Source organism: Leisingera sp. SA215 (assembly GCF_055902035.1).
In genome coordinates, this window is sequence record NZ_JBVVXU010000024.1 from 17,751 (window position 1) to 41,338 (window position 23,588).

General features: G+C 63.7%; 23 protein-coding genes. 11 read left to right on the forward strand and 12 right to left on the reverse strand.

Features of this window, described 5'->3' with window-relative positions; all coding sequences use genetic code 11:
- Positions 1-4 precede the first annotated feature (4 nt).
- On the forward strand, positions 5-349 hold the full coding sequence (locus AC0KW6_RS18925; RefSeq protein WP_323778661.1) for an antibiotic biosynthesis monooxygenase family protein: 345 nt from the start codon (positions 5-7) through the stop codon (positions 347-349).
- Positions 350-373: 24 nt separating this feature from the next.
- Here the strand turns inward: AC0KW6_RS18925 and AC0KW6_RS18930 are convergent, their stop codons facing one another.
- Positions 374-1,315 (reverse strand): CorA family divalent cation transporter, encoded by a 942-nt coding sequence (locus tag AC0KW6_RS18930; protein ID WP_323778663.1) that lies wholly within the window; start codon positions 1,313-1,315, stop codon positions 374-376.
- Positions 1,316-1,421: 106 nt separating this feature from the next.
- Positions 1,422-3,449, reverse strand: a complete 2,028-nt coding sequence (locus tag AC0KW6_RS18935; protein WP_474035688.1) for a 2,4-dienoyl-CoA reductase FMN-binding domain-containing protein — start codon at positions 3,447-3,449, stop codon at positions 1,422-1,424.
- A 137-nt stretch (positions 3,450-3,586) separates the two neighbouring features.
- Here AC0KW6_RS18935 and AC0KW6_RS18940 point away from each other — a divergent pair, with 137 nt between their 5' ends.
- Complete coding sequence (locus AC0KW6_RS18940; RefSeq protein ID WP_323778667.1) at positions 3,587-4,069, forward strand: RNA pyrophosphohydrolase; 483 nt, start codon at positions 3,587-3,589, stop codon at positions 4,067-4,069.
- Between the two features lie 127 nt (positions 4,070-4,196).
- Positions 4,197-4,658: a hypothetical protein gene (locus tag AC0KW6_RS18945; protein ID WP_323778669.1), complete on the forward strand. Its 462-nt coding sequence runs from the start codon at positions 4,197-4,199 to the stop codon at positions 4,656-4,658.
- Between the two features lie 6 nt (positions 4,659-4,664).
- Here AC0KW6_RS18945 and AC0KW6_RS18950 read toward each other — a convergent pair whose 3' ends face one another.
- Entirely contained in the window at positions 4,665-5,540 is an 876-nt protein-coding gene (locus AC0KW6_RS18950) for an EamA family transporter (protein ID WP_474035689.1), read from the reverse strand.
- A 75-nt stretch (positions 5,541-5,615) separates the two neighbouring features.
- Here AC0KW6_RS18950 and AC0KW6_RS18955 point away from each other — a divergent pair, with 75 nt between their 5' ends.
- A complete protein-coding gene (locus AC0KW6_RS18955; RefSeq protein WP_323778672.1) occupies positions 5,616-6,101 on the forward strand; it encodes a MarR family winged helix-turn-helix transcriptional regulator in 486 nt (161 codons plus the stop codon).
- A gap of 286 nt (positions 6,102-6,387) precedes the next feature.
- Here the strand turns inward: AC0KW6_RS18955 and AC0KW6_RS18960 are convergent, their stop codons facing one another.
- Positions 6,388-7,380 (reverse strand): adenosine kinase, encoded by a 993-nt coding sequence (locus AC0KW6_RS18960; RefSeq protein WP_323778628.1) that lies wholly within the window; start codon positions 7,378-7,380, stop codon positions 6,388-6,390.
- Positions 7,381-7,525: 145 nt separating this feature from the next.
- Entirely contained in the window at positions 7,526-8,170 is a 645-nt protein-coding gene (nth, locus tag AC0KW6_RS18965; RefSeq protein ID WP_474035691.1) for an endonuclease III, read from the reverse strand.
- Positions 8,171-8,329: 159 nt separating this feature from the next.
- Here nth and AC0KW6_RS18970 point away from each other — a divergent pair, with 159 nt between their 5' ends.
- The 4 genes from AC0KW6_RS18970 (at position 8,330) to AC0KW6_RS18985 (ending at position 11,674) form a co-directional block, all read left to right on the forward strand.
- Positions 8,330-9,199 carry a bifunctional helix-turn-helix domain-containing protein/methylated-DNA--[protein]-cysteine S-methyltransferase gene (locus AC0KW6_RS18970; protein WP_323778625.1) on the forward strand — a complete coding sequence of 290 codons (870 nt, stop codon included), beginning with the start codon at positions 8,330-8,332 and terminating at the stop codon, positions 9,197-9,199.
- A gap of 272 nt (positions 9,200-9,471) precedes the next feature.
- A complete protein-coding gene (locus tag AC0KW6_RS18975) occupies positions 9,472-10,161 on the forward strand; it encodes a helix-turn-helix transcriptional regulator (RefSeq protein WP_474035692.1) in 690 nt (229 codons plus the stop codon).
- 136 nt (positions 10,162-10,297) lie between these two features.
- Entirely contained in the window at positions 10,298-10,957 is a 660-nt protein-coding gene (locus AC0KW6_RS18980) for a YiaD family glycine zipper/OmpA-like lipoprotein (RefSeq protein ID WP_024091193.1), read from the forward strand.
- 174 nt (positions 10,958-11,131) lie between these two features.
- Positions 11,132-11,674: an NADPH-dependent FMN reductase gene (locus AC0KW6_RS18985; RefSeq protein ID WP_474035693.1), complete on the forward strand. Its 543-nt coding sequence runs from the start codon at positions 11,132-11,134 to the stop codon at positions 11,672-11,674.
- A 110-nt stretch (positions 11,675-11,784) separates the two neighbouring features.
- On the opposite strand, the gene AC0KW6_RS18990 is transcribed toward AC0KW6_RS18985, so the two are convergent.
- Positions 11,785-12,825: an NAD(P)/FAD-dependent oxidoreductase gene (locus tag AC0KW6_RS18990; protein ID WP_323778622.1), complete on the reverse strand. Its 1,041-nt coding sequence runs from the start codon at positions 12,823-12,825 to the stop codon at positions 11,785-11,787.
- 58 nt (positions 12,826-12,883) lie between these two features.
- On the opposite strand from AC0KW6_RS18990, the gene mnmC2 reads away from it, so the two are divergent.
- The gene (gene mnmC2, locus AC0KW6_RS18995; protein WP_323778620.1) at positions 12,884-13,552 is read left to right on the forward strand and encodes a tRNA (5-methylaminomethyl-2-thiouridine)(34)-methyltransferase MnmC2; all 669 of its coding nucleotides are present in this window, start codon (positions 12,884-12,886) and stop codon (positions 13,550-13,552) included.
- On the forward strand, positions 13,549-14,439 hold the full coding sequence (locus tag AC0KW6_RS19000) for a DMT family transporter (RefSeq protein WP_323778618.1): 891 nt from the start codon (positions 13,549-13,551) through the stop codon (positions 14,437-14,439). Before mnmC2 ends, AC0KW6_RS19000 begins: the two co-directional genes overlap by 4 nt.
- On the opposite strand, the gene AC0KW6_RS19005 is transcribed toward AC0KW6_RS19000, so the two are convergent.
- Positions 14,413-16,371 carry a lytic transglycosylase domain-containing protein gene (locus AC0KW6_RS19005; RefSeq protein ID WP_323778616.1) on the reverse strand — a complete coding sequence of 653 codons (1,959 nt, stop codon included), beginning with the start codon at positions 16,369-16,371 and terminating at the stop codon, positions 14,413-14,415. The two genes, AC0KW6_RS19000 and AC0KW6_RS19005, sit on opposite strands and share 27 nt — an antisense overlap.
- 139 nt (positions 16,372-16,510) lie before the next feature.
- Here AC0KW6_RS19005 and dapA point away from each other — a divergent pair, with 139 nt between their 5' ends.
- On the forward strand, positions 16,511-17,383 hold the full coding sequence (dapA, locus tag AC0KW6_RS19010) for a 4-hydroxy-tetrahydrodipicolinate synthase (protein WP_323778615.1): 873 nt from the start codon (positions 16,511-16,513) through the stop codon (positions 17,381-17,383).
- A 72-nt stretch (positions 17,384-17,455) separates the two neighbouring features.
- On the opposite strand, the gene sigJ is transcribed toward dapA, so the two are convergent.
- From sigJ to AC0KW6_RS19035, 5 genes are all read right to left on the reverse strand, one after another.
- Positions 17,456-18,397, reverse strand: coding sequence for an RNA polymerase sigma factor SigJ (gene sigJ, locus AC0KW6_RS19015; protein WP_323778613.1), 942 nt, complete (start codon positions 18,395-18,397; stop codon positions 17,456-17,458).
- Positions 18,394-18,855 (reverse strand): carboxymuconolactone decarboxylase family protein, encoded by a 462-nt coding sequence (locus AC0KW6_RS19020; RefSeq protein WP_323778612.1) that lies wholly within the window; start codon positions 18,853-18,855, stop codon positions 18,394-18,396. Before AC0KW6_RS19020 ends, sigJ begins: the two co-directional genes overlap by 4 nt.
- Positions 18,856-18,975: 120 nt before the next feature.
- Positions 18,976-19,863, reverse strand: coding sequence for a dimethyl sulfoxide reductase anchor subunit family protein (locus AC0KW6_RS19025; RefSeq protein ID WP_474035695.1), 888 nt, complete (start codon positions 19,861-19,863; stop codon positions 18,976-18,978).
- Complete coding sequence (locus AC0KW6_RS19030; protein ID WP_323778608.1) at positions 19,863-20,681, reverse strand: 4Fe-4S dicluster domain-containing protein; 819 nt, start codon at positions 20,679-20,681, stop codon at positions 19,863-19,865. Before AC0KW6_RS19030 ends, AC0KW6_RS19025 begins: the two co-directional genes overlap by 1 nt.
- A 79-nt stretch (positions 20,682-20,760) precedes the next feature.
- A complete protein-coding gene (locus tag AC0KW6_RS19035) occupies positions 20,761-23,583 on the reverse strand; it encodes a molybdopterin oxidoreductase family protein (protein ID WP_474035696.1) in 2,823 nt (940 codons plus the stop codon).
- Between the last annotated feature and the right edge of the window lie 5 nt (positions 23,584-23,588).

The following is a 23,588-nucleotide window of genomic DNA, read 5'->3' on the forward strand; positions in this document are numbered from 1 at the left end:
GGGTATGATAGCCGTGATATTCGAAGTGCAGATTGCCCCGGGGCAGAAGGAAGCCTATCTGGACACCGCGGCCGCGCTGAGGGAGCTGCTGGAACAGGTGGACGGGTTCATATCGGTTGAGCGGTTCCAAAGCCTGAGCGCGCCGGAGAAGCTGTTGTCACTGTCCTTCTGGCGGGATGAGGCCGCGGTGCAGCGCTGGCGCGAGGTTGCAGAGCACCGCTCGGCGCAGGGCAGGGGCCGGAGCGGGATCTTTGCGGACTACCGGCTGCGGGTGGCGGGGGTGATCCGCGACTACGGCATGGAGGACCGCGGGCAGGCACCGGCTGGCAGCCGCAAACTGCACGGATAGGCAGCGGGGGCGGGCATGCAGCGGTCAGAGCAGCCTGAGCCAGCGCATCACCAGCAGCATGCCAGCACCGAGCCCCAGCAGGCTGAGGCAGAGAATGGGAAAGGCCAGCGGCGACTCTGCGCCGGGGATGCCGGCAAGATTCACGCCGAACAGGCCGGTCAGGAATCCCAGCGGCAGGAACAGCGCCGCCACCACCGACAGCGCATAGCTGTTGCGGCCCATTTGCCGGGCCAGCTCGGCGTCGGTGTGGTCGCGCAGCACCGCCAGCCGCCCGGTCAGCGATTCCAGCGTTTCCGCCGCCAAGGTGAACAGGTTCACCGCCTCGCGCAGGTGCAGCTGCTCGCCCTCCGAAAACAGCGCACCCCCGGATTCCTGCAAGTTCAGCAGCGCTTCGCGCTGCGGTTCCAGGTAGCGGTGCAGCTTCAGCACGTTGCGGCGCGGTGCCTTGAGTGCTTCGGCAGCGGGCAGGGTGCCGTCCTCGGTCATCTCCTCCAGCGCCTCGGTCGCGGCGCTTAGCTCAAGCACCACGTCGCGGGTGTGCAGGGCCAGCCCGTTGATCAGGCGGTAAAGGAAATGACCTGGCGAATTGGGACCGCGGCCGGTGCTGCATTCGGCACGGAACGCATCAAGCGCGAAGGTCTTGCGCAGCCGTACGGTGACAATGGTTCGGCTGGTGACCCAGATCCTGAGCGACAGCATCTCCGCGGCTTCGGCGCCGGGATTGCGGTTCACCGTGCGCAGGTTCAGGATCAGACCGTCCTCGAACACATCGCAGCGGGGCCGGGTTTCGCTTTGCAGCAGCGCCTGGCCCGGGATGCCGGGGAGCTGAGTCTTGCACCATTCGGCCAGCTCCGGGTCAGCCAGGTCGAAGTGCAGCCAGCGGTAGCGGCCCGGCCCGGTCGCGGCCAGATCAGCGGCGGGGCGGGCGGTGCCATCGGCCCAGAGGTCGTAAGCAGAAATCGGCATGGGGCGGCCTCATTTGCAACCGTTTCCCCATGGTTAGCGCGGTTGCGGCCATGCCGCCAGATTCATTGGAGAAATCTGCGCCAGACCGGAGCTGGCCATGGCGCGGTTATAGCGCCGCGGCCAGCCGGGTGCCCTGGTTGATGGCGCGTTTGGCGTCCAGTTCCGCGGCCACATCGGCACCGCCGATCACATGCGCAGTGATGCCGTGTTCTGCCAGATCATCCGCCAATCGGCGTTCGGAGATTTGTCCGGAGCATAGAACGATGGTGTCCGCGGCAACCAAGGTGGGGTTCTCCCGCGCCTCGCCAAAGGAGACGTGCAGGCCGTCCGCATCGATGCGTTCGTAGTTCACGCCGCCCAGAAACTCGACATCCTTCATCTTGAGCGTGGCGCGGTGAATCCAGCCGGTGGTCTTGCCCAGCCGTTTGCCGTGACGCTCGGCCTTGCGCTGCAGGAGTGTCACGCGGCGCGCAGGGGCGGCAGGCTGCGGGCCTTCGGGAGCAAGGCCCGCGCGGTGTTCTGCCGGGTCGCTGACGCCCCATTCCTTCATCCAGGCGGGCAGATCGGTGGCGGGGCTGTGGCCCTCTTCCAACAGGAATTCGGAGACATCAAAGCCGATGCCGCCAGCGCCGATCACCGCGACCCGCTGTCCAACAGGCTTTTTGTGGCGCAGTACGTCGATGTAGCTGAGAACATTGTCGCCGTCCTGGCCCGGAATGGCGGGATCGCGCGGGATGACGCCGGTAGCGACAACGATCTCGTCAAACCCGGTCAGATCCTGCACCGCCACCCGGTGCCCCAGTGCGAGGGTGACGCCGGCATCGGCGATCATGGTCCGGTACCAGTCCACCAACCCCCAGAATTCTTCCTTGCCCGGAACCTGCTTCGCCATGTTGAGCTGGCCGCCGATCTCATCGGCCTGGTCGAACAGGGTCACCTTGTGGCCGCGCTGCGCTGCCGTCAGCGCGGTGGCCAGCCCGGCAGGGCCGGCGCCCACAATCGCCACGGTTTTGGCCGCGGCGGCGGGTTCGATCACCAGTTCCGTTTCATGACAGGCGCGCGGGTTGACCAGGCAGGAAGTGAGTTTGCCGCTGAAGGTGTGGTCGAGACAGGCCTGATTGCAGGCGATGCAGGGGGCGATATGGCTGGCCTGGCCGGCTTCGGCCTTGGCGACGAAATCCGCATCCGCCAGCATCGGCCGCGCCATCGACACCATGTCGGCGCAGCCCTCCGCTAGAACCTGTTCGGCCACCTCAGGCGAGTTAATGCGGTTGGAGGTGATGATTGGAATCGAGACCTTGCCCATCAGCTTTTGCGTGACCCAGGCAAAGGCCGCCCGCGGCACCGAGGTGGCGATGGTCGGGATGCGCGCCTCGTGCCAGCCGATGCCGGTGTTGAAGATGGTCGCGCCGGCCTTCTCGATTTCCTGCGCCAGCTGCACGACCTCGTCGTGGGTGGAGCCTTCAGGCACCAGGTCGATCATTGACAGGCGGTAGATGATGATGAATTTGCGGCCCACAGCCTCGCGGGTGCGGCGCACGACCTCGATCGGCAGCCGCATCCGGTTTTCGTAAGAGCCGCCCCAGCGGTCGGTGCGCTTGTTGGTGCGGGTGACCAGGAACTGGTTGAGGAAATAGCCCTCGGACCCCATGATCTCGACCCCGTCGTAGCCTGCTTCCTGCGCGAGGCAAGCGGCGTTCACGATGTCGGCGATCTGCTTTTCGATGCCGTCCTCGTCCAGCTCATGTGGCGGGAAGGGCGAGATCGGCGATTTCACCGGACTGGGGCCGACGCATTTCGGCCCATAGGCATAGCGGCCCGCGTGCAGGATCTGCATGGCGATCCTGCCGCCCGCTTCATGCACCCGGTCCGTGATCACCCGGTGGTTCTCGACGTCCTTGGCGGAGGTCATCATCGAGGCGCCGGGCAGAACTGAACCTTCCAGGTTCGGGCCGATGCCGCCGGTCACCATCAGCGCCACACCGCCGCGGGCACGGGCGGCATAGAATTCCGCCACCCGGTTCCAATCACCGGTTTCCTCCAGCCCGGTGTGCATCGAGCCCATCAGCACCCGGTTCTTCAGCGTGGTAAAGCCCAGGTCCAGCGGGGCAAGCATGTTGGGGTACGCAGTCATCTGAAACTCTCCCTGGCAGTTGCCCCTAGGATCAGGGGCGAAGGGGGGCTTGTCACGTGCAAACGCCGCGTCACCCCCTTGCATGCCCCTGCGGCAAGCGGTCTAAGGTTTAAGCAAAGCATTTCGAGGAGAGCCGGATGACGCCGGAAGAGATTGCCAAGCTGCCCTACCGTCCGAATGTCGGAGTAATGCTGATCAATGGTGAGGGCGCGGTTTTTGTCGGCCAGCGCAAGGACCGCTACAAGGACGCCTGGCAGATGCCGCAGGGCGGAATCGATGCGGGCGAGGACCCGCGTGCAGCTGCCCTGCGCGAGCTGGAGGAAGAAACCGGCGTGGCGGCGGAGCTAGTGGAGATCATTGCGGAATCCGACGGCTGGCTGCCCTATGACCTGCCGTATGACGTGGTGCCGAAGTTCTGGGGCGGCAAGTACCGGGGGCAGGAGCAGAAATGGTATCTGATGCGCTTTCTGGGGACGGATGAACAGGTCAATATCGAGACGGATCATCCGGAATTCTCGGCCTGGTGCTGGCAGCCTGTTGCGCAGCTGGTGGAAAAGATCGTGCCGTTCAAGCGCGAGGTTTATGCGCGGGTGGTGGGTGAGTTCCGGGAGTATTTGTGAGATGGGATTGCCACGGTTTCTATCCGAATGTTTCGGCCCGCCGACAGGCCGGGCAGCGCCTGACCTTCCCCCTGGGAAGGCGCATTGCACCTCCCCAAGGTCAGGCGCCGCCCTTCTCGCTTGTTTCTTGTCCGTTTCCGCAAGCCCCGCCGCCGCTCTCAGCTGCCTGCCCTGGGGACCTGCAGACGCCTATCTGCAGGCCGCGAAATCGGACAGCGTTTACAACATCATCGCGGGCGAGCTGCGGTTTGACGAAAGCCTGTTGCCGCGGTCCCATGCAGACAATCCCAATGACATGCCGCCGCTGACCCGCATTCCGGCGCAGCTTTCGGGCAAGGTGCTGGACGGAGAATATTTTTCCAGCCGTGTCAACGTGCAGGCAGTGCTTGAGGTGGAGTGCCTCGGCCCCTGGTGCGGCGGCATGGCCCCGGGCGCGGACCAGGTGTTCTTTGCTGAACAGCGCGGGCAGGAGCTGGTGATCCGGGCCGGGGCTTGCGGCGGGTTTGTGTTTGCCGACACATCTGAAGTGCGGCGGCAGGTGCTGGAATGCCACCGCGGCGGGGCCTGTGAGCCTGCAATGCCGCGGTGACCCGGGTTACTCCGCCGAAGTTGCGTGCCGTTTGGTGCGCAGGCGCAGCCGGGACTGGCCGAGCCACAGGCTGAATAGGGCCAGCACCGCGCCCAGCATTTGGTTCGGTGTCAGGGTTTCACCCAGCAGGAGCCAACCGAGGATCACCGCTGACAAGGGGCTGAGGACACCCAGCAGCGACACTTGCGAGGGCTCGATCCGGGCCAGTCCGCGGAACCACAGAATATAGGTCAGCGCGCCGCCGATCAGGCTCATATAGGCGAGGCCCGCGATATTGGCGGCGGTGAAAACGGGCAGCTCAGGCACCATCCAGAGTGTAACGGGCAGCAGCAGCAGCCCGCCCGCTGTCAGCTGCCAGGCGGTGAAGGTCAGCGGCGGAACCGGCGGCTGCCACTTGCGGGTCAGCACCACACCTGCGGCCATCGACAGCGCGCCACCAAGCCCGGCCAGCACGCCAATCGTGTCGAGCTTGGCCGCGGGGGTCAGCACCAAAAGGGCCACGCCTGCGATGCTTAGCAGAGCGGCGGCAATAGCGGCGGTTCGGATCTGTGTCTTCAGCACCAGGGATGCCAGGAACACCACGATCAGCGGCTGCACCGCGCCGAGCGTGGCGGCGACGCCGCCGGGCAAGCGGTAGGCGGAGGCAAACAGCAGCACCCAGAACAGCGAGAAATTCAGCGCGCCCAGCACCGCCAGGCGCGGCAGCCAGTCGAGCGGCGGCAGCCGGCGCACCAGCAGCAGCAGCAAGAGCCCTGCAGGCAGCGCCCGCAGCAAGGCCACCACCAGCGGTGAATGGCCGGGCAGCAGAGAGGTCGTCACGATATAGCTGCTGCCCCAGATGGCAGGCGCCAGCGCCGTCAGCAGAAGGGTCCGGATGGGCATGTGTCTCTCCTTGTCTTGATGCCGAGATAATGAATTTTATCTTGACGTCAAGGTATAATCTATTAAACCGGGGATATGGATCATGTGGATTTTATCACCCAGCAATGGGCACGGGAGCGGCCGGACCTTGATGTCACGGCCATGGGCGTAATTGGCCGGGTGGCGCGGCTGTACCTGATGTATCAGCGCGGGATGCAGGCAACTTTTGCAGAGTTTGGGCTGAACGCGGCCAAGTTTGATGTGCTGGCCACGCTGCGCCGCTCAGGCAATCCTTACACCTTGTCGCCGGGCGATTTGCTGAAGGCAACGATGGTGGCCTCGGGCACGATGACCAACAGGATCGACCGGCTGGAAGCGGACGGGCTGGTCAAGCGCGAAGTGAACCCCGAGGATAGCCGCAGCTTTCTGGTGGGTCTGACCAAGGAAGGCCTTGCCCTGATTGACCGCGCGGTAACCGCGCATGTGCAGACGCAGGCGCGGCTGCTGGAGGGGATGGAGGCGCAGGAGGTTGAAACCTTCAAGGCGCTTTTGAGCAAAGCCCAGGCGGCGGCTGACAGCTGACGCCAAGAGGCTGACTAACCTAAGAAAAAGGTGCTGAAGCTGGCGTGTTGCGCAGGCTGGCGCCCTTGCGTCCTGCTGACGGCGGGGCGGGGTGGCGCGGGGCGGCTTTGCCGATCCGCGCCAAAAAAGGGGTGCGGGGTGTGGTTTGTGGCGGGGGTTGTCTCTTTTGTTTTTGGGGGGGGGGGGGGGGGGGGGGGGGGGGTCGTTTTCCCCCCCCCCCCCCACCCCCAACGGGAGACATTGCACCGTCAGGTGCTGCTGCACGGGCGGGAATGCCCGGCCAGAATTATGCCAGCCCGGCTTCCTTGAGCAGGTGCAGAACATTGGTTTCCGGGCGCGGGCCGATATGGCGGATCACTTCGCCTGCACAGATGCAGCCCATCCGCGCGCAGGTTTCCATGCTGCGCCCGGTCGCCATGCCGAACAGGAAGCCGGCGGCGAACTGGTCGCCCGCGCCGGTGGCATCGACGGGTACGATGGCTTCGACCGGGACATCGATGCGCACACCGTCGTTCAGCACGGTGACCCCGTCGCCGGAACGTGTGCAGACCACCAGCGGGCAGATCGCTGCGGTCTTGGCCATTGCTTCTTCCAGGTCGCCGGTTTTGAACAGGGCGCGGATTTCATCCTGGTTGCCGATCACGAAATCCAGCTCTTCGCCGATCAGGTTCAGGAAATCAGCCCGGTGCCGCTCGACGCAGAATGGGTCGGAGATAGAAATGCCAACTTTGCCGCCGCCTTCACGGCAGTCGCGGGCAGCTTCCAGAAAGGCAGTCTTGCCCTTGTCCTTGTCGAACAGGTAGCCCTCCAGAAACATGATCTGCGCATTGCCGGCGACGTCCTGCGGCACGTCGTCCGACGCCAGCTCAGACGAGACGCCCAGATAGGTGTTCATCGACCGCTCGCCGTCGGGAGAGACAAAAATCATCGAGCGCGAGGTTGGCAGTTCGTCATCCGCAACCGGCGGGTTCACAAAGTCAACGCTTTCGTTGTTCATCGCGTCGGCATAGAATTTCCCCAGAGCATCGTCACGGACCCGGCCGATGAAGGCGGCCTGGAGCCCCAGCGCGCCGGCGCCGGCGATGGTATTGGCGACCGAGCCGCCCGGAGTCAGCACCCGGTTGCCCATCGCAGCATAGAGATCCTCGCAGCGGTCGCGCTCGATCAGCTGCATGATGCCTTTTTCGATGCCTTGGTCAGCCAGGAAGCTGTCTTCGCACTGCGCGATCACATCAACAACGGCATTGCCGATGCCGACAAGCTGATAGGTTTTGGTCATATACTGTCCTCCTCGGGGGAAGTTGCGCCGGGCCAGTGTCCGGCGGGCTTGTCTGAATGAAGGGCCCGGCCTGCCATCCCTAAGGGGAAGACCGGATGGGTAGCGCCAGCCGCTGCAATATCGCCGGACGGAATGCCGCTGCCGGTCACAGGTTCTTGTCCTCGAACATACACAGATCGCGAATCAGGCAGCTGCCGCACATCGGCTTGCGCGCCTTGCAGTGATAGCGGCCGTGCAGGATCAGCCAGTGATGGGCGTGCTGCTGGAAATCCGCCGGAATATTGTCTTCGACCGCGCGTTCCACGGCGTCCACATCCTTGCCCGGGGCAATGCCGGAGCGGTTGCCGACCCGGAAAATATGGGTGTCCACCGCCTGCGCTGGCTGTTTCCACCACATGTTGAGGACCACATTGGCGGTTTTGCGGCCCACACCCGGCAGCGATTGCAGGGCTGCGCGGGAATTCGGGACCTCGCCGCCGTAGTTCTCCACCAGGATCTTCGACAGTTTGATCACGTTCTTGGCTTTGTTGCGGTAAAGGCCGATCGTCTTGATATGCTCGATCAGTTGTTCCTCGCCCAGATCCAGCATTTTCTGCGGAGTGTCGGCGATCTTGAACAGCGCGCGGGTGGCCTTGTTCACACCGGCATCAGTTGCCTGCGCCGACAGCGCCACCGCCACCACCAGCGTGTAGGCGTTGACATGCTCCAGTTCGCCCTTGGGTTCGGGCTCAGCTGCCTGGAACCGCGTAAAGATCTCGCGGAGCGTATGATAGTCGAGTTGCTTTGCCATGGCAGCGCTTATGTACAGGTCAGACCTTAAAGAGCAATTGAAATTGCACCTGCTATCTTGCCGGCCCCTGACCCGCTCAGGAATGAAACCCGCAAGTTTCGGGTCGCTTACCAGAGGCGCGCGCCTTACTTTGGTACTAAGTCAGAACGGGTTGGGCCGATGAATATCGAAACGCGGGAAAATACCTATCATTACGGCGTCATGCGCCGGGCGATTGAGTTGATCGACGATGGCGGCGAGGATCTGACGCTGGAGCAGCTGGCCGCCCGCATGGATATGAGCCCGGCACATTTCCAGCGGCTGTTTTCCGCGTGGGTCGGTGTCTCGCCGAAGCGCTACCAGCAGTATCTGCGGCTGGGCCATGCCAAGGCGTTGCTGCGCGAACGGTTCACCACGCTGGAAGCCTCGCATGCGGTGGGGCTCTCGGGCTCCGGCCGGCTGCATGACCTGTTCCTGCGCTGGGAGGCAATGAGCCCCGGCGAATATGCCCGCAAGGGGGATGGCCTGCGGATCTTCTGGGGCTGGTTTGACAGCCCGTTTGGCCTGGCGCTGGTGATGGGCACGGAAAAAGGCATTTGCGGGCTGGGGTTCGCCGCCGAAACCGGGGCGGAACCGGCTATGGCAGATATGCGCGCGCGGTGGCCGCAGGCGGAATTCGTGGAGGATCCTTCAGCCCTGCGCCCGCTGGCTGAGGCGGTTTTTGCGCAAAAAGGCGAGGCCGCGCTGCACATGATCGGCGCGCCCTTGCAGATCAAGGTCTGGGAGGCACTGCTGCGCATCCCGTCCGGCCATGTCACAACCTATTCCGAGCTGGCGCAGGCGATTGGCTCGCCTAAAGCGGTGCGTGCTGTCGGAACGGCAGTGGGGCGCAACCCGGTGAGCTGGCTGATCCCCTGCCACCGTGCCTTGCGCAAGTCCGGGGCCTTGGGCGGATACCATTGGGGGCTGCCGGTCAAACGCGCGATGCTTGCTTATGAGGCGGCACGGGACGAGGAGGCTGCGGCAGATGATATGCGCACTGCCGGCTGAACAGGCGCTGCAGCAGACCGGGGGGGCCTGACGGCTTGGCCGCGTCCCGGTCTGCGTGCCGCTGGCGGGCGGTTTCGCGTTCCGCCTCATAAGGTTTTGGCTGGTCCTGTTGCGTATTCCAGCGGTCCTTGCCCAGGGTGATCATGGAAATCCATTCATAGGTCAGCATGGTGTGTCTCCTTTTCGGAGACCCAGAAAAACAGACCACTGCTGACAGCCTGTTGTCAGCGGATTGTGCTAGGGTGTCAGCAGACTGTCACTGGAGCCTGACCATGCCGCGCACCGGCCGCTTGTTTGAAATCATCCAGATCCTGCGATCCTCCGCAGCCCCGGTACGGGCCGAGGACCTGGCAGAGAAGCTGGAGGTTTCCAAACGCACAATCTACCGCGATATCTCTGCCTTGCAGGCGATGCGCACCCCGGTCGAGGGAGAGGCCGGGATCGGTTATATGCTGCGAAAGGGCTATGACCTGCCGCCGCTGAATTTCGACGAAGAGGAGCTGGAGGCACTGCATGTCGGCCTGGCGATGCTGATCCGCACGGGGGACGGTTCTTTGCAAAAGGCCGCGGAAAGGGTCAGCCACAAGATCAAGGACGTGCATGCTACCGCCGACTGGTTGCAGGTGGCGCCTTGGGGCGCGCCGCTGGATGATCCGGAGCTGGGCTGTGTGTCCAAAGCGCTGCTGCGCAAGGCGGTTCGCGACAGCCGCAAGCTGCGGATCACCTATGTCAGCCCGGAACGCGGCGAGACCAGCCGCATCCTGCGTCCGCTGGCGCTGATCTATCACATTGAATGCACGATGCTGGCCGCCTGGTGCGAGCTGCGCGGCGGTTTCCGCCATTTCCGCACCGACCGGATGTTCGCGGCAGAGATGCTGGACGGCGGGTTCGCCCCGCAAGCCGGCACCCTTCGCAAACTGTGGATGGAGCAGGAAGGCTGGGACTTTGCTTTTGCACCTTGAAGGGGGAGTTCAGGCGGTTTTTGCGCGGTATTTCGCGCATTCAGGGTGATCCTGCCTTGAGATGGCGGCGCGGCATCCCGATATTCGTGCAGAATGCCGGGCGTTGCCCGGGGCTGAGAAAACAGAAGGCAATTTGATGATGCAGATGAAACTCACCACGGCAGGTATTGTTGCCGCAGCACTGGGTCTTGGCGCCTGCACCGATCCGGCTACCATCGGTACGCCGGGCAGCAAAACCCAGAAAGGCGCGGTCCTTGGCGGCATTATCGGCGCTGGCGTCGGCGCCATCGCCAATGACTCGGACCGTGGCCTGGGGGCGGTGACTGGCGCGCTGGTCGGGGCAACTGCCGGCGGGGTGATCGGCAACCAGCTGGACGCGCAGGAGCGCGAGCTGCGCCAGACCCTGGCTAATGACGGCATTACCATCGTCAATACCGGTGACCGGCTGATCCTGTCCTTTCCGAACGATCTGACCTTTGCCACCGACAGTGCCGCAGTGGCGCCGGCCGTGCAGGGCGACCTGCGCCGTGTCGCCGACAGCCTGGTGCGCTATCCCAACAGCACTATCCAGGTGATCGGCCATACCGACAGCGATGGCGATGCCGGCTATAACCAGGGCCTGTCCGAGCGCCGCGCCAATGCGGTGGCCAGTCAGATCCAGGCCGGCGGTGTGCCCTATCACCGCATGCGCATCATCGGCCGCGGCGAGGCGCAGCCGGTGGCCTCGAACCTGACCCCGGAGGGCAAGGCCCGCAACCGGCGGGTTGAGGTGGTGGTGATCCCGCAGGCCGCCTGATCCGGCACTTGACAGCAGAATGTGCAGCCCGTCCCCCGGTGGGGCGGGCTGTTTTGTGCCCGCGGCGGGCACCATGCCGCCGCACATCGCCTGCGCGGCAATCGCTGTTTCCCGGCACGGGCCGCTTCATACATGATGGGCGCAACAGAGATGCAAACAGAAGGAAAACCCCCAATGGCCGACCCCGTATTGATCACCATTTCCGGCTCGCTTCGCCGCGAGGCCACCAACCGCAAGCTGCTGGCAGAGGCGGTCCGGGTGTTCGGGCCTGCGTCGGTCGTTGAGGCGGATCTGAACCTGCCGCTTTACGACGGCGATGCGGAGGTGTCAGAGGGCATCCCGCCTGCAGTCCAAAAGTTGTCAGATCAGATTGCTGCGGCGGATGCGGTGGCGATCTCTACCCCGGAATACAACAAAGGCCCGTCCGGCGTTCTTAAAAACGCGCTCGACTGGGTGAGCCGCACCGAAGGCAACCCCTGGGCGGACAAGCCGGTGGCGGTGATGTCGGCCGCGGCCGGCCGGGCGGGGGGCGAGCAGGCGCAGGCGTTGCTGCGCGGCTTTCTGGTGCCGTTCCAGCCGCGGGTGTTGTCCGGTCCGGGGGTGCATCTGGCAGGGTCCAGCAAGGAGTTCGATGAAGCCGGCCGTCTGATCAGCGCGCAATACGAGGCGGCGCTGACGAAGCTGATGCAGAAATTGCGGGCCGCACTCAGCTGCTGAGGCCTGCCTCGCGCCGTAAGTTGCCCGACGAGGGCAGGTCAGGCGCTTGAGCGCGCCGCGCGGCAGCTGGCGCCGTACTTGACCGGCCAACTGGCGGCTCGGTGCGTGGTTCAGAGGTTGTCTTCTACGCGGAACCCTTCGGGGATGCTGTCCATGCCGTCAAGCAGCAGGTCTGCCATCACATGGGCTGCCTTTGGGGCCATGCCAAAGCCGATCTTGAAACCGCCGTTGGCGATGAAATGGCCGTCACGGCCTGGCCAGGCTCCCAGCATCGGGGCGCGGGATTTGGCGCGGGGGCGCACGCCGGCCCAGCGTTCGATCACTTCGGCACCGTGCAGCACGGGTACCGCAATGCGGGCGCGGTCAACGATATCGTCAAGCTGTGGGTCGGTGGTCTTGCCATCCTCGAATTCGCGCTCGCTGGTGGAGCCGATCGCCAAGGTGCCGTCTGCGTGCGGGATGATATGCAGGCTATCGGCATAAAGCTGCGGCACCGCGCCCTCGTGAAAACGCAGAAGCGCGGCCTGGCCCTTGACGCCGCCGCCCACAGTTTTGCCAAATGCCGCGTTCAGTTCCAACAGACCGGCGTAGCCTTTGGCATGGACCACTTTGCCCTGATCGGGGGCCTCCAACTGCACTTTGATCCCCATGACTGCCAGGGCAGAGACCAGCGCCGCGCAAGCCCGGCGGGGATGCATCCGGGCACTGAGAGTGTCGTGAATGATATAGCCCGTTGCGCTGGGCGGCACCCAAGGCCCCAGGCTGTCCGCCTTGCAGACAGTCCATTCGGCTGCGTCATTCCATAACTCGCGGGCCGTCACTTCGCGCTGCCGGGCAAGCTCCAGCGCGCGCGCGTCATTAATGGGCTGCAGCCGCCCTGTACGGCCATAGCCAGGGGAAACGCCGCCGGTGGCCTCGACCCCGGCCCAGAAACTTCCGGCCATCAGCAGGCTTTCAAGCTGGAACTGTTTCTTGGGGTTCCAGTTCTCCGGCACATGCGGGGCGAGCGCGCCGACCAGGCCGCCGCTGGAGCCGGCACCGGCGCCGAACGGGTCCACAACCTGGACTCTTGCGCCGCGCCGCGCGCATATCCAGGCGATTGACAGGCCGAAAATTCCAGCCCCGCGCACCGTTACATCTGCCATTGCCATTTGAGGATCCTTTCGCCAGTGTCGCGCCGTTCCGGACAACCACTTAGGGGATTATAGCATGGCAGACCAGCAGGCCCGCCTCAGCTGGCGCGATGGCACCGTGCCGGTGTCGGATCAGTTCGATGATCCCTATTTTTCAATCCAGGACGGGCTGGCGGAGACGGAGCATGTGTTTCTGGCCGGCAATGATCTGCCCGCGCGGTTTTCGTCCGGATTCCGTATCGCCGAGCTGGGCTTTGGCACCGGCTTGAACATGCTGGCCGCCTGGCGCGCCTGGGAGGCAGCAGGGCAGGCGGGGCCATTGCGGTTCACCAGTTTCGAGGCCTTTCCAATGGCACCTACCGATATGGCCAAGGCGCTGGAGGCTTTCCCCGCGGTTGCCCCTTGGGCAGAACGGTTTCTAAAGAAATGGCAAGGCAGCGGCACCTGCGATCTGGGCGGCTTGCAACTGGAGGTGATTGCCGGCGACGCGCGCGTGTCGCTGCCGGAGTGGACAGGGCAGGCGGATGCTTGGTTTCTGGACGGGTTCTCTCCGGCCAAGAACCCCGAGTTGTGGGAGGAAGCATTGATGTCTCAGGTTGCGGTGCATACTGCGCCGGGCGGTTCAGCGGCGACCTACACAGCGGCAGGTTTTGTGCGCCGCGGGCTGGAGGCAGCAGGATTTGAGGTAACCCGCATCCCCGGCTACGGGCGCAAGCGGCATATGACAAAGGCAGTGAAGCCATGACACAGGCAGCCCCGGCCCGGGCCCAGATCAACAATGTTCCGCTGGGCATTCTTCTGATGATTGCCGCGACGGTTGTCTTTGCATTGCAGGATGGTATCTCGCGCCATCTGGCGGGCACCTACAACACCTACATGGTGGTGATGGTGCGCTACTGGTTCTTTGCCGCCTTTGTGATGTTCCTGGCGGCGCGCGCACCGGGCGGCATCCGGGCTGCCGCGGGGACCGATCAGCTATGGCTGCAGATATTCCGCGGTGTGCTGCTGGTTGGTGAAATCTGCGTGGCGGTTTACGGCTTCACCGTGCTGGGCCTGATCGAGAGCCAGGCGGTGTTCATCTGTTATCCGCTGCTGGTGGCGGCCCTCAGCGGGCCGGTGCTGGGCGAAAGCGTCGGCTGGCGGCGCTGGGCGGCTATCGGCGTCGGCTTGATCGGCGTGCTGATCATCCTGCAGCCGGGCATGGGCGTGTTCAACCCGGCAGCAATCATCCCGTTTGTCTCGGCGCTGATGTTTGCCGTCTACGGGCTGGTCACCCGCTATGCGGCGCGTCAGGACAGCACCGCCACCAGCTTCTTCTGGACCGGGGTTGCCGGCATGGTTTTCATGACTGCCATTGGCATCTGGTACTGGGAACCGATGAGCCAGACCGACTGGTTCTGGATGGCGCTGTTGTGCGTGTCCGGCGTGACCGGCCATTGGCTGCTGATCAAGTGCTACGAGATGGCCGAGGCCAGCGCCGTGCAGCCTTTTGCCTATTTCCATCTGATCTGGACGGCGATGCTGGGCCTGGCGGTGTTCGGCGAGGTGGTCCGCACCAATGTCGCCATCGGCGCCGGCATCATCATAGCGGCCGGCCTGTTCACCCTATGGCGCGAACGCGTGAAGGGTTGAGCCGCGCAACTCTTGCGAGAACGGGACGGGCAGGGGAGACTTACCCAGCCGCGCCCGGTAGACCGGCAGGCTCTCGGTGACCCGCATCACGTAGTTGCGGGTCTCGTTGAACGGGATGTGCTCGATCCAGTCGATGATGTCCGGGCTGCCGTCGCGCGGATCGCCGTAGCGTTGCATCCAGGCTGTGGGCCGGTGCGGCCCGGCATTGTAGCCTGCCGCCATCATCACCACATTGCCGCGGAATCTGCCGGCCAGCCCGGCCAGGTAATTGGCTCCCAGCTTGGCGTTATAGTCCCATTCTGCGGTCAGGCGGGAGGTCTTGTGGCCGGCCAGAATGCCCAGTTCGGTCGCGACCAGTTCGGCTGTGGCAGGCATCACCTGCATCAGCCCGCGCGCGCCGGCATGGCTGATCACCGCCGGGTCGAACTCGCTTTCGCGCCGGGCGATGGCCAGGGTCATTTCCTCGGCCATCGGTAATTGCCGTTGTGCCACCGGGTGCAAGGGGTAATAGGCCCCTTCCAGCTCCACCCCGCCGCGGGCGGCGCGTTTGGAGATCATCACTGCCAGATGCGGTTCGTTCAGCTCTACCGCCATCTGCCCCAGCTGGCGCGCCTGCACCGGCGGCAGAGTTTCAACCAGATGCGTCAGGAACCGCTCGGCCAGTGCAAGATCACCGGCCTTGAGCAGCAGCAGACCGGCCTCGGTGACCGAGGATTTGGCGAAGGCGGCCTGGCGCCAATCTGGCAAATCAGCCGGTTTTACCAGCGCCGGATCAAACGGGCGGCCCAGCTGTTCGGCCGCCAGCAGCCCATAGAAAGACGTTTGATATTCCGCGCCCCTGGCATAGGCCCCATGCGCCTTGTCCGGCTGACCCATCGCCGCATAGGCGCGGCCCAGCCAATAGCCGCCGCGGCCGATCGAAATCGGGGTTTCGACCGAGGCCAGGAAGCGCTGGAAATGCACCGCCGCCAGCTCCGGGTCGTGCAGCTTTTGCAGCGCGATATAGCCAGCCAGCCATTCGCAGTCGGAATAGCCATACCCGTCTTCGGGCGAGGAGAAATGATAAGCGGCCAGCTGATAGGCGCGTTCGTAGTCCTGGTCCCGCATGACCTGCCGTGCAAAATCGCTGCGGCGGCGCAGCCACTTGGCGGGTTCGCCCAGTTTTTCGGCACTGGTGCTGCGCTCCAGCAGCATCTGAATGGCACCATCCTGCAGCCGCTTGCCGTCACGCCAGGCAAACCGGTCATAGGCAAGGCCAGCGGATCCTTTCAGCCGCTCCGGCACGGCTTCGATCCTGGCATCGACTCCGGGCGCGCGTTCCTGCAGGGCGATGCGTGCCTCCGCCAGTTTGCGTTCTCCATCGGGTACCAGCGCCAGCATCCGTTTGGAGCTGACCAGATGATTGTCCCACAACAGCCGGTCCAGCCGTGCCGTGTGATGCGGTTTCAGCAGTTTGGCGAAATCGCGCAGGAACGCGCTCTGGATGGTGCTGCCCATGGCCTTGGTGCGCCAGGCGAGCACGATTTCCGCCTCGCCGTCACCGCGCCGCCCGGTCGCAATCAGCGCCTTGCCCAGGCTCAGCGCGCCTTCGGCGGTCTGCGGGCGTTCATCCGCATAAAAGGCCAGAATGGTATCGCCGCCGGCTGCGGCAATGGCATCCTCGTTCCGGCGCCGCAGATAGGCGAGGCCGGGCCAATCCCCCCGCCGTTCAAGAAACGCCACCACGTCGCGGGCAGAGCCCAGACCGGCCCGCAGCCGGTGCCATTCGATGATATCGCGGGCGGTGCTATGCCGCTGCCCGGCCTCGCGGACGGCCAGATCCCATTTCTCTGCCCGCATCAGATCCAGGGCGGACCCGAGGCCGCGCGCCAAGGCAGGCGACCCGGGCAGGGCCGCCGAGATAAGCAGAATAAGGGCCAGGATGCGTGTCATCTCTTGCATTTTCCAGCAGTCCGGGGATAGAGGCTTGAACGTTACTCATTGGCGTGCCGGTAGCAACTTAAATCCCCGGCATTCTATATCTTGACGGCGGCGGATTGCCGCCTGCACCTGCAGCAAAGGGAGCGTGCCCATGTTCAAAGGCTCTATGCCAGCACTCGTCACCCCGTTTTCGAACGGCGAGCTGGATCTGGATGCGCTCAAACGCTTGGTGGAATGGCAGATTGCCGAAGGTTCCACTGGCCTGGTGCCGGTCGGCACCACCGGCGAAAGCCCGACGCTCAGCCATGAGGAACACGAGCTGGTCATCGCGGAAACGGTCAAGGCGGCAGCCGGCCGGGTGCCGGTGATTGCCGGTGCGGGCTCCAATAACACCGTCGAGATGATTCGTTTTGTCGAGTATGCCAAGAAGGTCGGTGCCGATGCGGCGCTGGTTGTGACCCCCTATTACAACAAACCGACTCAGCGCGGGATGCTGCAGCATTTTATTGCAGCCCATGACTGCGCGGATCTGCCGATCATCATCTACAACATCCCGGGCCGCTCGGTGGTCGACATGACCCCGGCCACCATGGGCGAGCTGGCCAAGCTGCCGCGCATTGTCGGTGTCAAGGATGCCACCGGCGATCTGGCCCGTGTCAGCCAGCAGCGTGCCTCCTGCGGTGCGGACTTCCTGCAGCTGTCCGGTGAAGACGCCACTGCGCTGGGTTTCAACGCCCATGGCGGGGTTGGCTGCATCTCGGTAACAGCCAACGTGGCACCGAAGCTTTGCGCCGAATTCCAGGCCGCGACCCTCGCAGGCGATTATGCTTCGGCGCTCGCCTATCAGGATAAACTGATGCCGCTGCATGAGGCAATCTTCATCGAGCCGGGCCTGGCCGGTGCCAAGTATGGCCTGTCGAAACTCGGCATGTGCAGTGAAGAGGTCCGCTCGCCGCTGACGACGCTGGAAGACAGCACCAAGGCTGCCATCGACGCCGCCATGGGGCACGCCGGCCTGCTGTAAGCCTCAAAACACTTTTGCAAGTTCTAGGGCGGCCTCCGATGGAGTGCCGTCCTGTTTGCTACATTCTGGCCTTCAATGCTCCGGGGTGAATTGCCCCTTAGGGCAAGAGGGGCTGGCCCCTCCCGGCCCGTTTCCATCCAGTGCGCCCGCCAGATGCCGCGTCTTGTCGGGATTGCGGGTCACGTACACGCGAGCAATCCGGCCCTCCCTGATTTCCAGGGATGTGGCCTGCAGGATTCCGTCCTTTGCCCGATGCAGGATGGCAGGCAGGCCGTTTAACTGGCAAAGCCGCCAGCGGTCAGGAGTAGCCTGATCGAACTTGCGAGCAATGCCCTCAATAAGGCGCAGCACCTTCTCCCGACCGTAGATCGGGTTGAGCGCGGCCATGGCCTTGCCGCCGCCATCAGAGATCAGCTGAACGTCCTGCGTCAGCATCCGGGTTAAGGAGGCCATGTCCCCGGTGCGGGAGGCGCGGAAGAAGGCCTCGGCCAGTTCCTGGCCCTGTTCCGGTCGTTCCGGTTCCTTTGGCGGCAGCTGCTGCACCTTGCGCCGCGCCCGTGCGGCCAATTGACGGCAGGCCTCGGGGGAGCGGTTCAGGGCGGCGGCGATGTCTTCATAGGCGCCCTCAAAAATGTCGTGCAGCAAGAATGCTGCACGTTCCAGCGGCGACAAAAGTTCCAGTGCCAGCAGCAGGGCAACGGTGACATCGTGATCCAAAAGCTCGGTCGCGTCTTCTGTCAGAATGGGTTCGGGCAGCCATTCGCCGGGGTAGGATTCGCGCCGGACGCGAGCTGATTTCAGCTGGTCCAGGCACAGACGGGTGGTGATCCGCATCAGATAGCCGACCGGATCCTGCACCTGTGCAGGCGCGGCTGCCTGCCAGCGCAGATAGGCGTCCTGCAGGATGTCCTCGGCGTCGCTTACGCTGCCCAGCATCCGGTAAGCGGCCGCGAACAATCGCGGCCGCGCCTTCAGAAACGCATCGGCGTCATCTGATTTTGGGTTTGCAATCACGCGGCACTTGCCTCCTGCGCGGCAGGATGCGGGGTGCGGAATCCGATTGCAATCCGGTTCCAGGCGTTGATGGTCGAGATCACCAATGTCAGTGCCGCTTGTTCCCGCGGGGAAAACTGCTGTGCGATCAAATCAAAATCCGAGTCCGGCGCGGCGGTGGCCTCAATCCTGGTGAGAGCCTCTGTCCAGGCCAGCGCGGCCTGTTCCCGTGCGGAATAGAGCGAGGACTCCCGCCAGGCATTCAGGAGATGCATCCGGTCTTCGCTCTCACCCTTCGCGCGCATTTCATGCGTGTGCATGTGAATGCAGTACGCACAGCCGTTGATTTGCGAGGACCGAAGTTTCACCAATTCAATCAGGCTGTGTTCCAGCCCGCTGTCTTTGAGCGTGGCTTCCAGGGCCAGCATCGGCTGAAACAAGTCCGGGGCAGTGGCGAAGTAGTCGAGGCGCTGGGTCATCTTTCTGTTCCTTTACAGATGGCTTCAGAAACAGGACGAGGCAGCAGGGGTGTTTGTGACATGGCGTTGGAAAAAGACCCAAAATAAACCGGGGCGCCGCAATGGGCACCTCGGAACTTGTCAGCGTTTACCGTAGTAAAGGCCGACAACATGTTCGGCCTGTGCAAAGAACAGCCAGCGCGATGCGGCGGTGCCTGCGATGTGCGAAAGGACCGCAAGGGCTGCAAAAAGATGTTTGATCACAACGCCCTGAACCGGGGTCAGGATCAGCAGCAGCGGCAGGGCAAACCCCAGCACAAACGCAATCATCCGCAGCTTTTGGGCGTGTTTGCGGCCCACAACATGCACAAATTCGCGCAACAGGTAGTTCGACCCGGTATGCGGTGGTTCAAAGGCACGTACCGCGCTGCGATCACCTAGGCCGGTGGCGGTGCCGATGTCGGTGCCGGAGGCCTCCAACGCGCGGTCGCCCTTGGCCCAATAGGCCAACTGCACAACACCTGCGATGGCCAGCAGCCAGGGCGCCACAGCCTCGGCCCCGGCCAGCAGAGCGCCGCCTGCCAGGCTGAAGGACAGGAACATCGCCGGGGTCAGCTCCATATTCCAGCGCGGGATGGTTTTAAGCTGGGTGTAGATCATCGAGGTGGTGAAGACGGTTGCAAGGCTGAGAGCGGCGCCGATCCAGCCCAGCAACGTCCAGTGGCTGTCCATGAACACGGCGCCAAACGCATAAAGACCCATCACATTCAGGGCGCCAACGGCGCAGACGCCCTCGCGGCTAAGCCAGCTGGTCTTCCACTGAGAGAAAGCGCGCCAGGCGCGTTCCGGGCGGCCCAGGTGAAAGGTCGAGGCCAGAAGGCCGCCGCAGGCCAGGCCAAAGGCAATGGCATAGAAGGCAAAGGCAATGGTGCCGCTCACCGCGGGCTGGCCGAGGCCGAGGAATGTCAGCAGGCCAAAGCCAAGACCCGACAGGGTGGTGAAGATGATGACGGATGGTGCAGGATGCATCAGTTCGCCCCCCCTGATGATTGGCCTGATGATTGGCCTGACGATTGGCTTGGAATTTTGTCGAGTGCCTTGTCGAGCCAGGCCAGGAAACCCAGGGGTTCTTCAGCGACCGGCACCAGTAGCGGGGCGAGGATGTCGATCTCGTCTTCAATCGTGTCCTTGGGCCGGGGCGGCAGGTATTTGTTCACTGGCTTGGTGCCCATCTCCGGCATCAGGTCGATGCCGCCGCGCTCCGCCACCAGCTTGGAGACATCGCTGTCCGGGTCGCCCAGATCACCGAAATGGCGCGCGCCCGCCGGACAGGTCCGCACGCAGGACGGGACGCGGTCCACCTCCGGCAGGTTTTCGTTATAAATCCGGTCCACACAGAGCGTGCATTTCTTCATCACGCCTGCTGCCAGGTCCAGCTCGCGTGCACCGTAAGGGCAGGACCAGGCACACAAGCCGCAACCGATGCAGTGATCCTCGTTCACCAGCACGATGCCGTCCTCGACCCGTTTGTAGCTTGCGCCGGTCGGGCAGACGGTGACGCAGGGCGCGTCCTCGCAGTGCAGGCAGGACTTGGGGAAATGGATCAGCTGCGCCGCCGGGTCCGGTTGGCTGCTGCAGGGTGTTGGCTTCACCTCATAGGAATGCACCCGGTTCAGGAAAGTGCCCGAAGGGTCGCTGCCATAAGGATCCTGGTCCGACAGGGGGGCACCATAGTTTTCGGTGTTCCAGCCTTTGCAGGAAATCACACAGGCATGGCAGCCGACGCAGGTGTCCAGGTCGATGACCAGACCCATCTTGCGGTCGGTCTTGGCGGGAAGCTCAGTCATTGCGTACTCCGTCTGCGGCTTGCGGAGCCAGGAAAATTCGAATTTTCCTGGCAATTTTCTTCGAAGAAAATTGCGCCCGTCATTTGCCTACTTTCCACTTCAGTTCTTTCGGGCCAGTACCAACGGGCGACTCCTGAGCGGGGAAGGCCGGCTGGCTTTCCTGCAGGTCTGCCGGGGCGGCGGCTTTTTCGATTTTGACTTTCAGATCGAACCAGGCCGCCTGGCCGGTGATCGGATCCGAGTTGGCCCACCGCATACCGTCTCCCTTGGGCGGCAAGAGCTCGTGGATCAGGTGATTGAGCAGGAAGCCTTTGGTGGCCTCTGGCGCGTCTACTTCCAGCGCCCAGGCGCCCTTGCGCTTGCCGATCGCGTTCCAGGTCCAGACGGTATTTTCATTGAGCGCTGCCATTTCCATCACCGGCACAGTGATTTCACCATGCGGAGAGGAGACCTTGGCCCAGTCGCCGTCCTGCAGCCCGTTCTCTTGCATCAGCTTGGTCGGAACATACAGCGGGTTGCGGCCGTGCAGCTGGCGCAGCCAGGCGTTCTGAGTGCCCCAGGAGTGATACATCGCCATCGGGCGCTGGGTCAGCGCGTTGACGGTGAAGCCCTCGTTGCCCTGCTGGTCAGTCTCGTACCAGATCGGCAGCGGGTCCATCACGTTTTTTACCCGCTGGCGCAGATGCTCCGGCGGCTGGCGGTCGCCATGGCCTTCGGCGGCCAGCTGGAACTTGCGCATCGGCTCCACATACAGCTGGAACAGATAGGGCTGCGGGCTGTCATAGATCCCCATGCCCACCGCCCAGTCCTGATAGGCGGTGTTCCAGGGTTTGTAATATCCTGCCTCCTCGGGGATGTGGGCCACATGGAAGCCGCCGTTTTTGATGTACTGTTTCAGCTGCTCGGGGTTCACTTCGCCGCGGCCGGTTTTGCTGCCGTCTTCACCGCGGAAACCGGACAGCGGGCCGATGCCCGGTTTGCGCTCATGGTTGACGATATAGTCGGCGTAATCCTTCCATTTGGCAGTGCGGTCCTCGTTGGTGAAGTTCGGCAGCTTCATCCGGTTGGCGAGCTGGATCAGCACTGTCTGGAAGCCGCGCACGTCGCGGTCCGGCTCAATCACCGGCCAGCGGATCGCATCCGCCGCCGCATCCGCCTCGCAGATCGGACGGTCCAAGAGAGAGATGCAGTCGTGGCGCTCCAGATAGGTGGTGTCCGGCAGGATCAGGTCGGCAAAGGCCACCATCTCCGACGAATAGGCGTCCGAATAGATGATATGCGGGATCTTGTAAGCGCCGTTCTCATCCTTGTCGGTCAGCATCTCCATCACACCTTTGGTGTTCATGGAGGAGTTCCACGACATGTTGGCCATATACATGAACAGCGTGTCGATCTTGTAAGGGTCGCCCGCATGCGCGTTGGAGATCACCATATGCATGAGACCATGCGCTGACATCGGGTTTTCCCAGGTGAACGCCTTGTCGATCCGAGCCGGGCTGCCGTCCCCTTTCAGCGCCAGGTGCTCGGGGCCGCGCACAAATCCCAGGTGCGGGCCGTCAAGCGGGGTGTCGGGGCTTGCCTTGCAATGCGGGGTCGGGTGTGCCTCGACTGGCTTGGGGTAGGGCGGCTTGAAGCGGAAGCCGCCAGGGACTTCGACGGTGCCCAGCAGGATCTGCAGCACATGCAGCGCACGGCAGGTCTGAAAGCCGTTGGCATGCGCCGACACACCGCGCATCGAGTGCATCGAGACCGGGCGGCCGGTCATCTTGCTGTGCTTTTCACCGCGGAAGTCGGTCCATTCGACGTTTAGCTCAAAGGCCTCGTCAAAGGCGACGCGGGCCAGCTCGCCGGCAATGGCGCGGATCCGCCTGGCCGGGATACCGCATTTGTCTGCGATGGCTTCGGGCGCGTATTCATCGGCCAGATAGCGCTCCGCCATCTGGTGGAATACCGGGCGGTGGGTGACGCCGTCTTTCTCATAGACCGCCGAAAGGTCGGGCCGCACACCGGGCTGGTCGAACGGGGTCAGCTTGCCGGTGGTGCGGTCGATGACCAGCATCTTGCCGTCCTCATCGCGCAGGAACAGGCCGTTGTCCGGTCCTTCGGAGGCGTTCACCAGCACTGGCGCGTTGGTGTAGCGGCTGAGGTAATCGAGGTCGATCTTGCCGGCCTTCATCAGCACATGGATCAACGACAGAATGAACAGCCCGTCGGTGCCCGGTGTGATGCCGACCCAGTCATCCGCAATTGCATTATAGCCGGATCGGATCGGGTTCACGCCGATCACCCGGGCGCCGCGCTTCTTGATCTTGCCCAGACCCATCTTGATCGGGTTAGAGTCATGGTCCTCGGCCACGCCGAACAGCATGAACAGCTTGGTATGGTCCCAGTCGGGCTGGCCGAATTCCCAAAACGCGCCGCCCATGGTGTAGATGCCCGCCGTCGCCATGTTGACCGAGCAAAACCCGCCGTGCGCGGCGTAGTTCGGGGTTCCGAAGCTTTGCGCCCAGAAGCTGGTGAAGCTTTGCGACTGGTCGCGGCCGGTGAAAAACGCCAGCTGTTCGGGGGCCTCGTGGCGGACCGGCTCCAGCCAGCCCACAGCAATCGCCAGCGCCTCGTCCCAGGAGATTTCCTTGTACTGCCCCGAGCCGCGCGGGCCGGTGCGGATCATCGGCGCCTTCAGCCGCGACGGCGCGTTGACCTGCATGATGCCGGCCGACCCTTTGGCGCAGAGCACACCCTTGTTCACCGGGTGGTCACGATTGCCCTCGATATAGGCAACCTTGCCGTCTTTCATATGCACATTGATGCCGCAGCGGCAGGCGCACATGTAACAGGTGGTCTGCCGGATCTCGTCCGAGACCTTGGGCGACGTGTTCAGGATTGGCTGCTGATGGGTCATGGGCG

What these genes read in the sequence shown, in the direction of transcription:
- AC0KW6_RS19025 (WP_474035695.1), bottom strand. Translation starts at nt 19,863, where the DNA reads ATGCATCCTGCACCATCCGTCATCATCTTCACCACCCTGTCGGGTCTT.
- AC0KW6_RS18990 (WP_323778622.1), bottom strand. Translation starts at nt 12,825, where the DNA reads ATGGCAATGGCAGATGTAACGGTGCGCGGGGCTGGAATTTTCGGCCTG.
- AC0KW6_RS18985 (WP_474035693.1), top strand. Translation starts at nt 11,132, where the DNA reads ATGGCCGACCCCGTATTGATCACCATTTCCGGCTCGCTTCGCCGCGAG.
- AC0KW6_RS18925 (WP_323778661.1), top strand. Translation starts at nt 5, where the DNA reads ATGATAGCCGTGATATTCGAAGTGCAGATTGCCCCGGGGCAGAAGGAA.
- AC0KW6_RS18960 (WP_323778628.1), bottom strand. Translation starts at nt 7,380, where the DNA reads ATGACCAAAACCTATCAGCTTGTCGGCATCGGCAATGCCGTTGTTGAT.
- AC0KW6_RS18935 (WP_474035688.1), bottom strand. Translation starts at nt 3,449, where the DNA reads ATGACTGCGTACCCCAACATGCTTGCCCCGCTGGACCTGGGCTTTACC.
- AC0KW6_RS19030 (WP_323778608.1), bottom strand. Translation starts at nt 20,681, where the DNA reads ATGACTGAGCTTCCCGCCAAGACCGACCGCAAGATGGGTCTGGTCATC.
- AC0KW6_RS18955 (WP_323778672.1), top strand. Translation starts at nt 5,616, where the DNA reads ATGGATCATGTGGATTTTATCACCCAGCAATGGGCACGGGAGCGGCCG.
- AC0KW6_RS19005 (WP_323778616.1), bottom strand. Translation starts at nt 16,371, where the DNA reads ATGACACGCATCCTGGCCCTTATTCTGCTTATCTCGGCGGCCCTGCCC.
- AC0KW6_RS18940 (WP_323778667.1), top strand. Translation starts at nt 3,587, where the DNA reads ATGACGCCGGAAGAGATTGCCAAGCTGCCCTACCGTCCGAATGTCGGA.
- AC0KW6_RS18980 (WP_024091193.1), top strand. Translation starts at nt 10,298, where the DNA reads ATGATGCAGATGAAACTCACCACGGCAGGTATTGTTGCCGCAGCACTG.
- AC0KW6_RS18930 (WP_323778663.1), bottom strand. Translation starts at nt 1,315, where the DNA reads ATGCCGATTTCTGCTTACGACCTCTGGGCCGATGGCACCGCCCGCCCC.
- dapA (WP_323778615.1), top strand. Translation starts at nt 16,511, where the DNA reads ATGTTCAAAGGCTCTATGCCAGCACTCGTCACCCCGTTTTCGAACGGC.
- nth (WP_474035691.1), bottom strand. Translation starts at nt 8,170, where the DNA reads ATGGCAAAGCAACTCGACTATCATACGCTCCGCGAGATCTTTACGCGG.
- AC0KW6_RS19000 (WP_323778618.1), top strand. Translation starts at nt 13,549, where the DNA reads ATGACACAGGCAGCCCCGGCCCGGGCCCAGATCAACAATGTTCCGCTG.
- AC0KW6_RS18950 (WP_474035689.1), bottom strand. Translation starts at nt 5,540, where the DNA reads ATGCCCATCCGGACCCTTCTGCTGACGGCGCTGGCGCCTGCCATCTGG.
- mnmC2 (WP_323778620.1), top strand. Translation starts at nt 12,884, where the DNA reads ATGGCAGACCAGCAGGCCCGCCTCAGCTGGCGCGATGGCACCGTGCCG.
- AC0KW6_RS19035 (WP_474035696.1), bottom strand. Translation starts at nt 23,583, where the DNA reads ATGACCCATCAGCAGCCAATCCTGAACACGTCGCCCAAGGTCTCGGAC.
- AC0KW6_RS18975 (WP_474035692.1), top strand. Translation starts at nt 9,472, where the DNA reads ATGCCGCGCACCGGCCGCTTGTTTGAAATCATCCAGATCCTGCGATCC.
- AC0KW6_RS19020 (WP_323778612.1), bottom strand. Translation starts at nt 18,855, where the DNA reads ATGACCCAGCGCCTCGACTACTTCGCCACTGCCCCGGACTTGTTTCAG.
- AC0KW6_RS18970 (WP_323778625.1), top strand. Translation starts at nt 8,330, where the DNA reads ATGAATATCGAAACGCGGGAAAATACCTATCATTACGGCGTCATGCGC.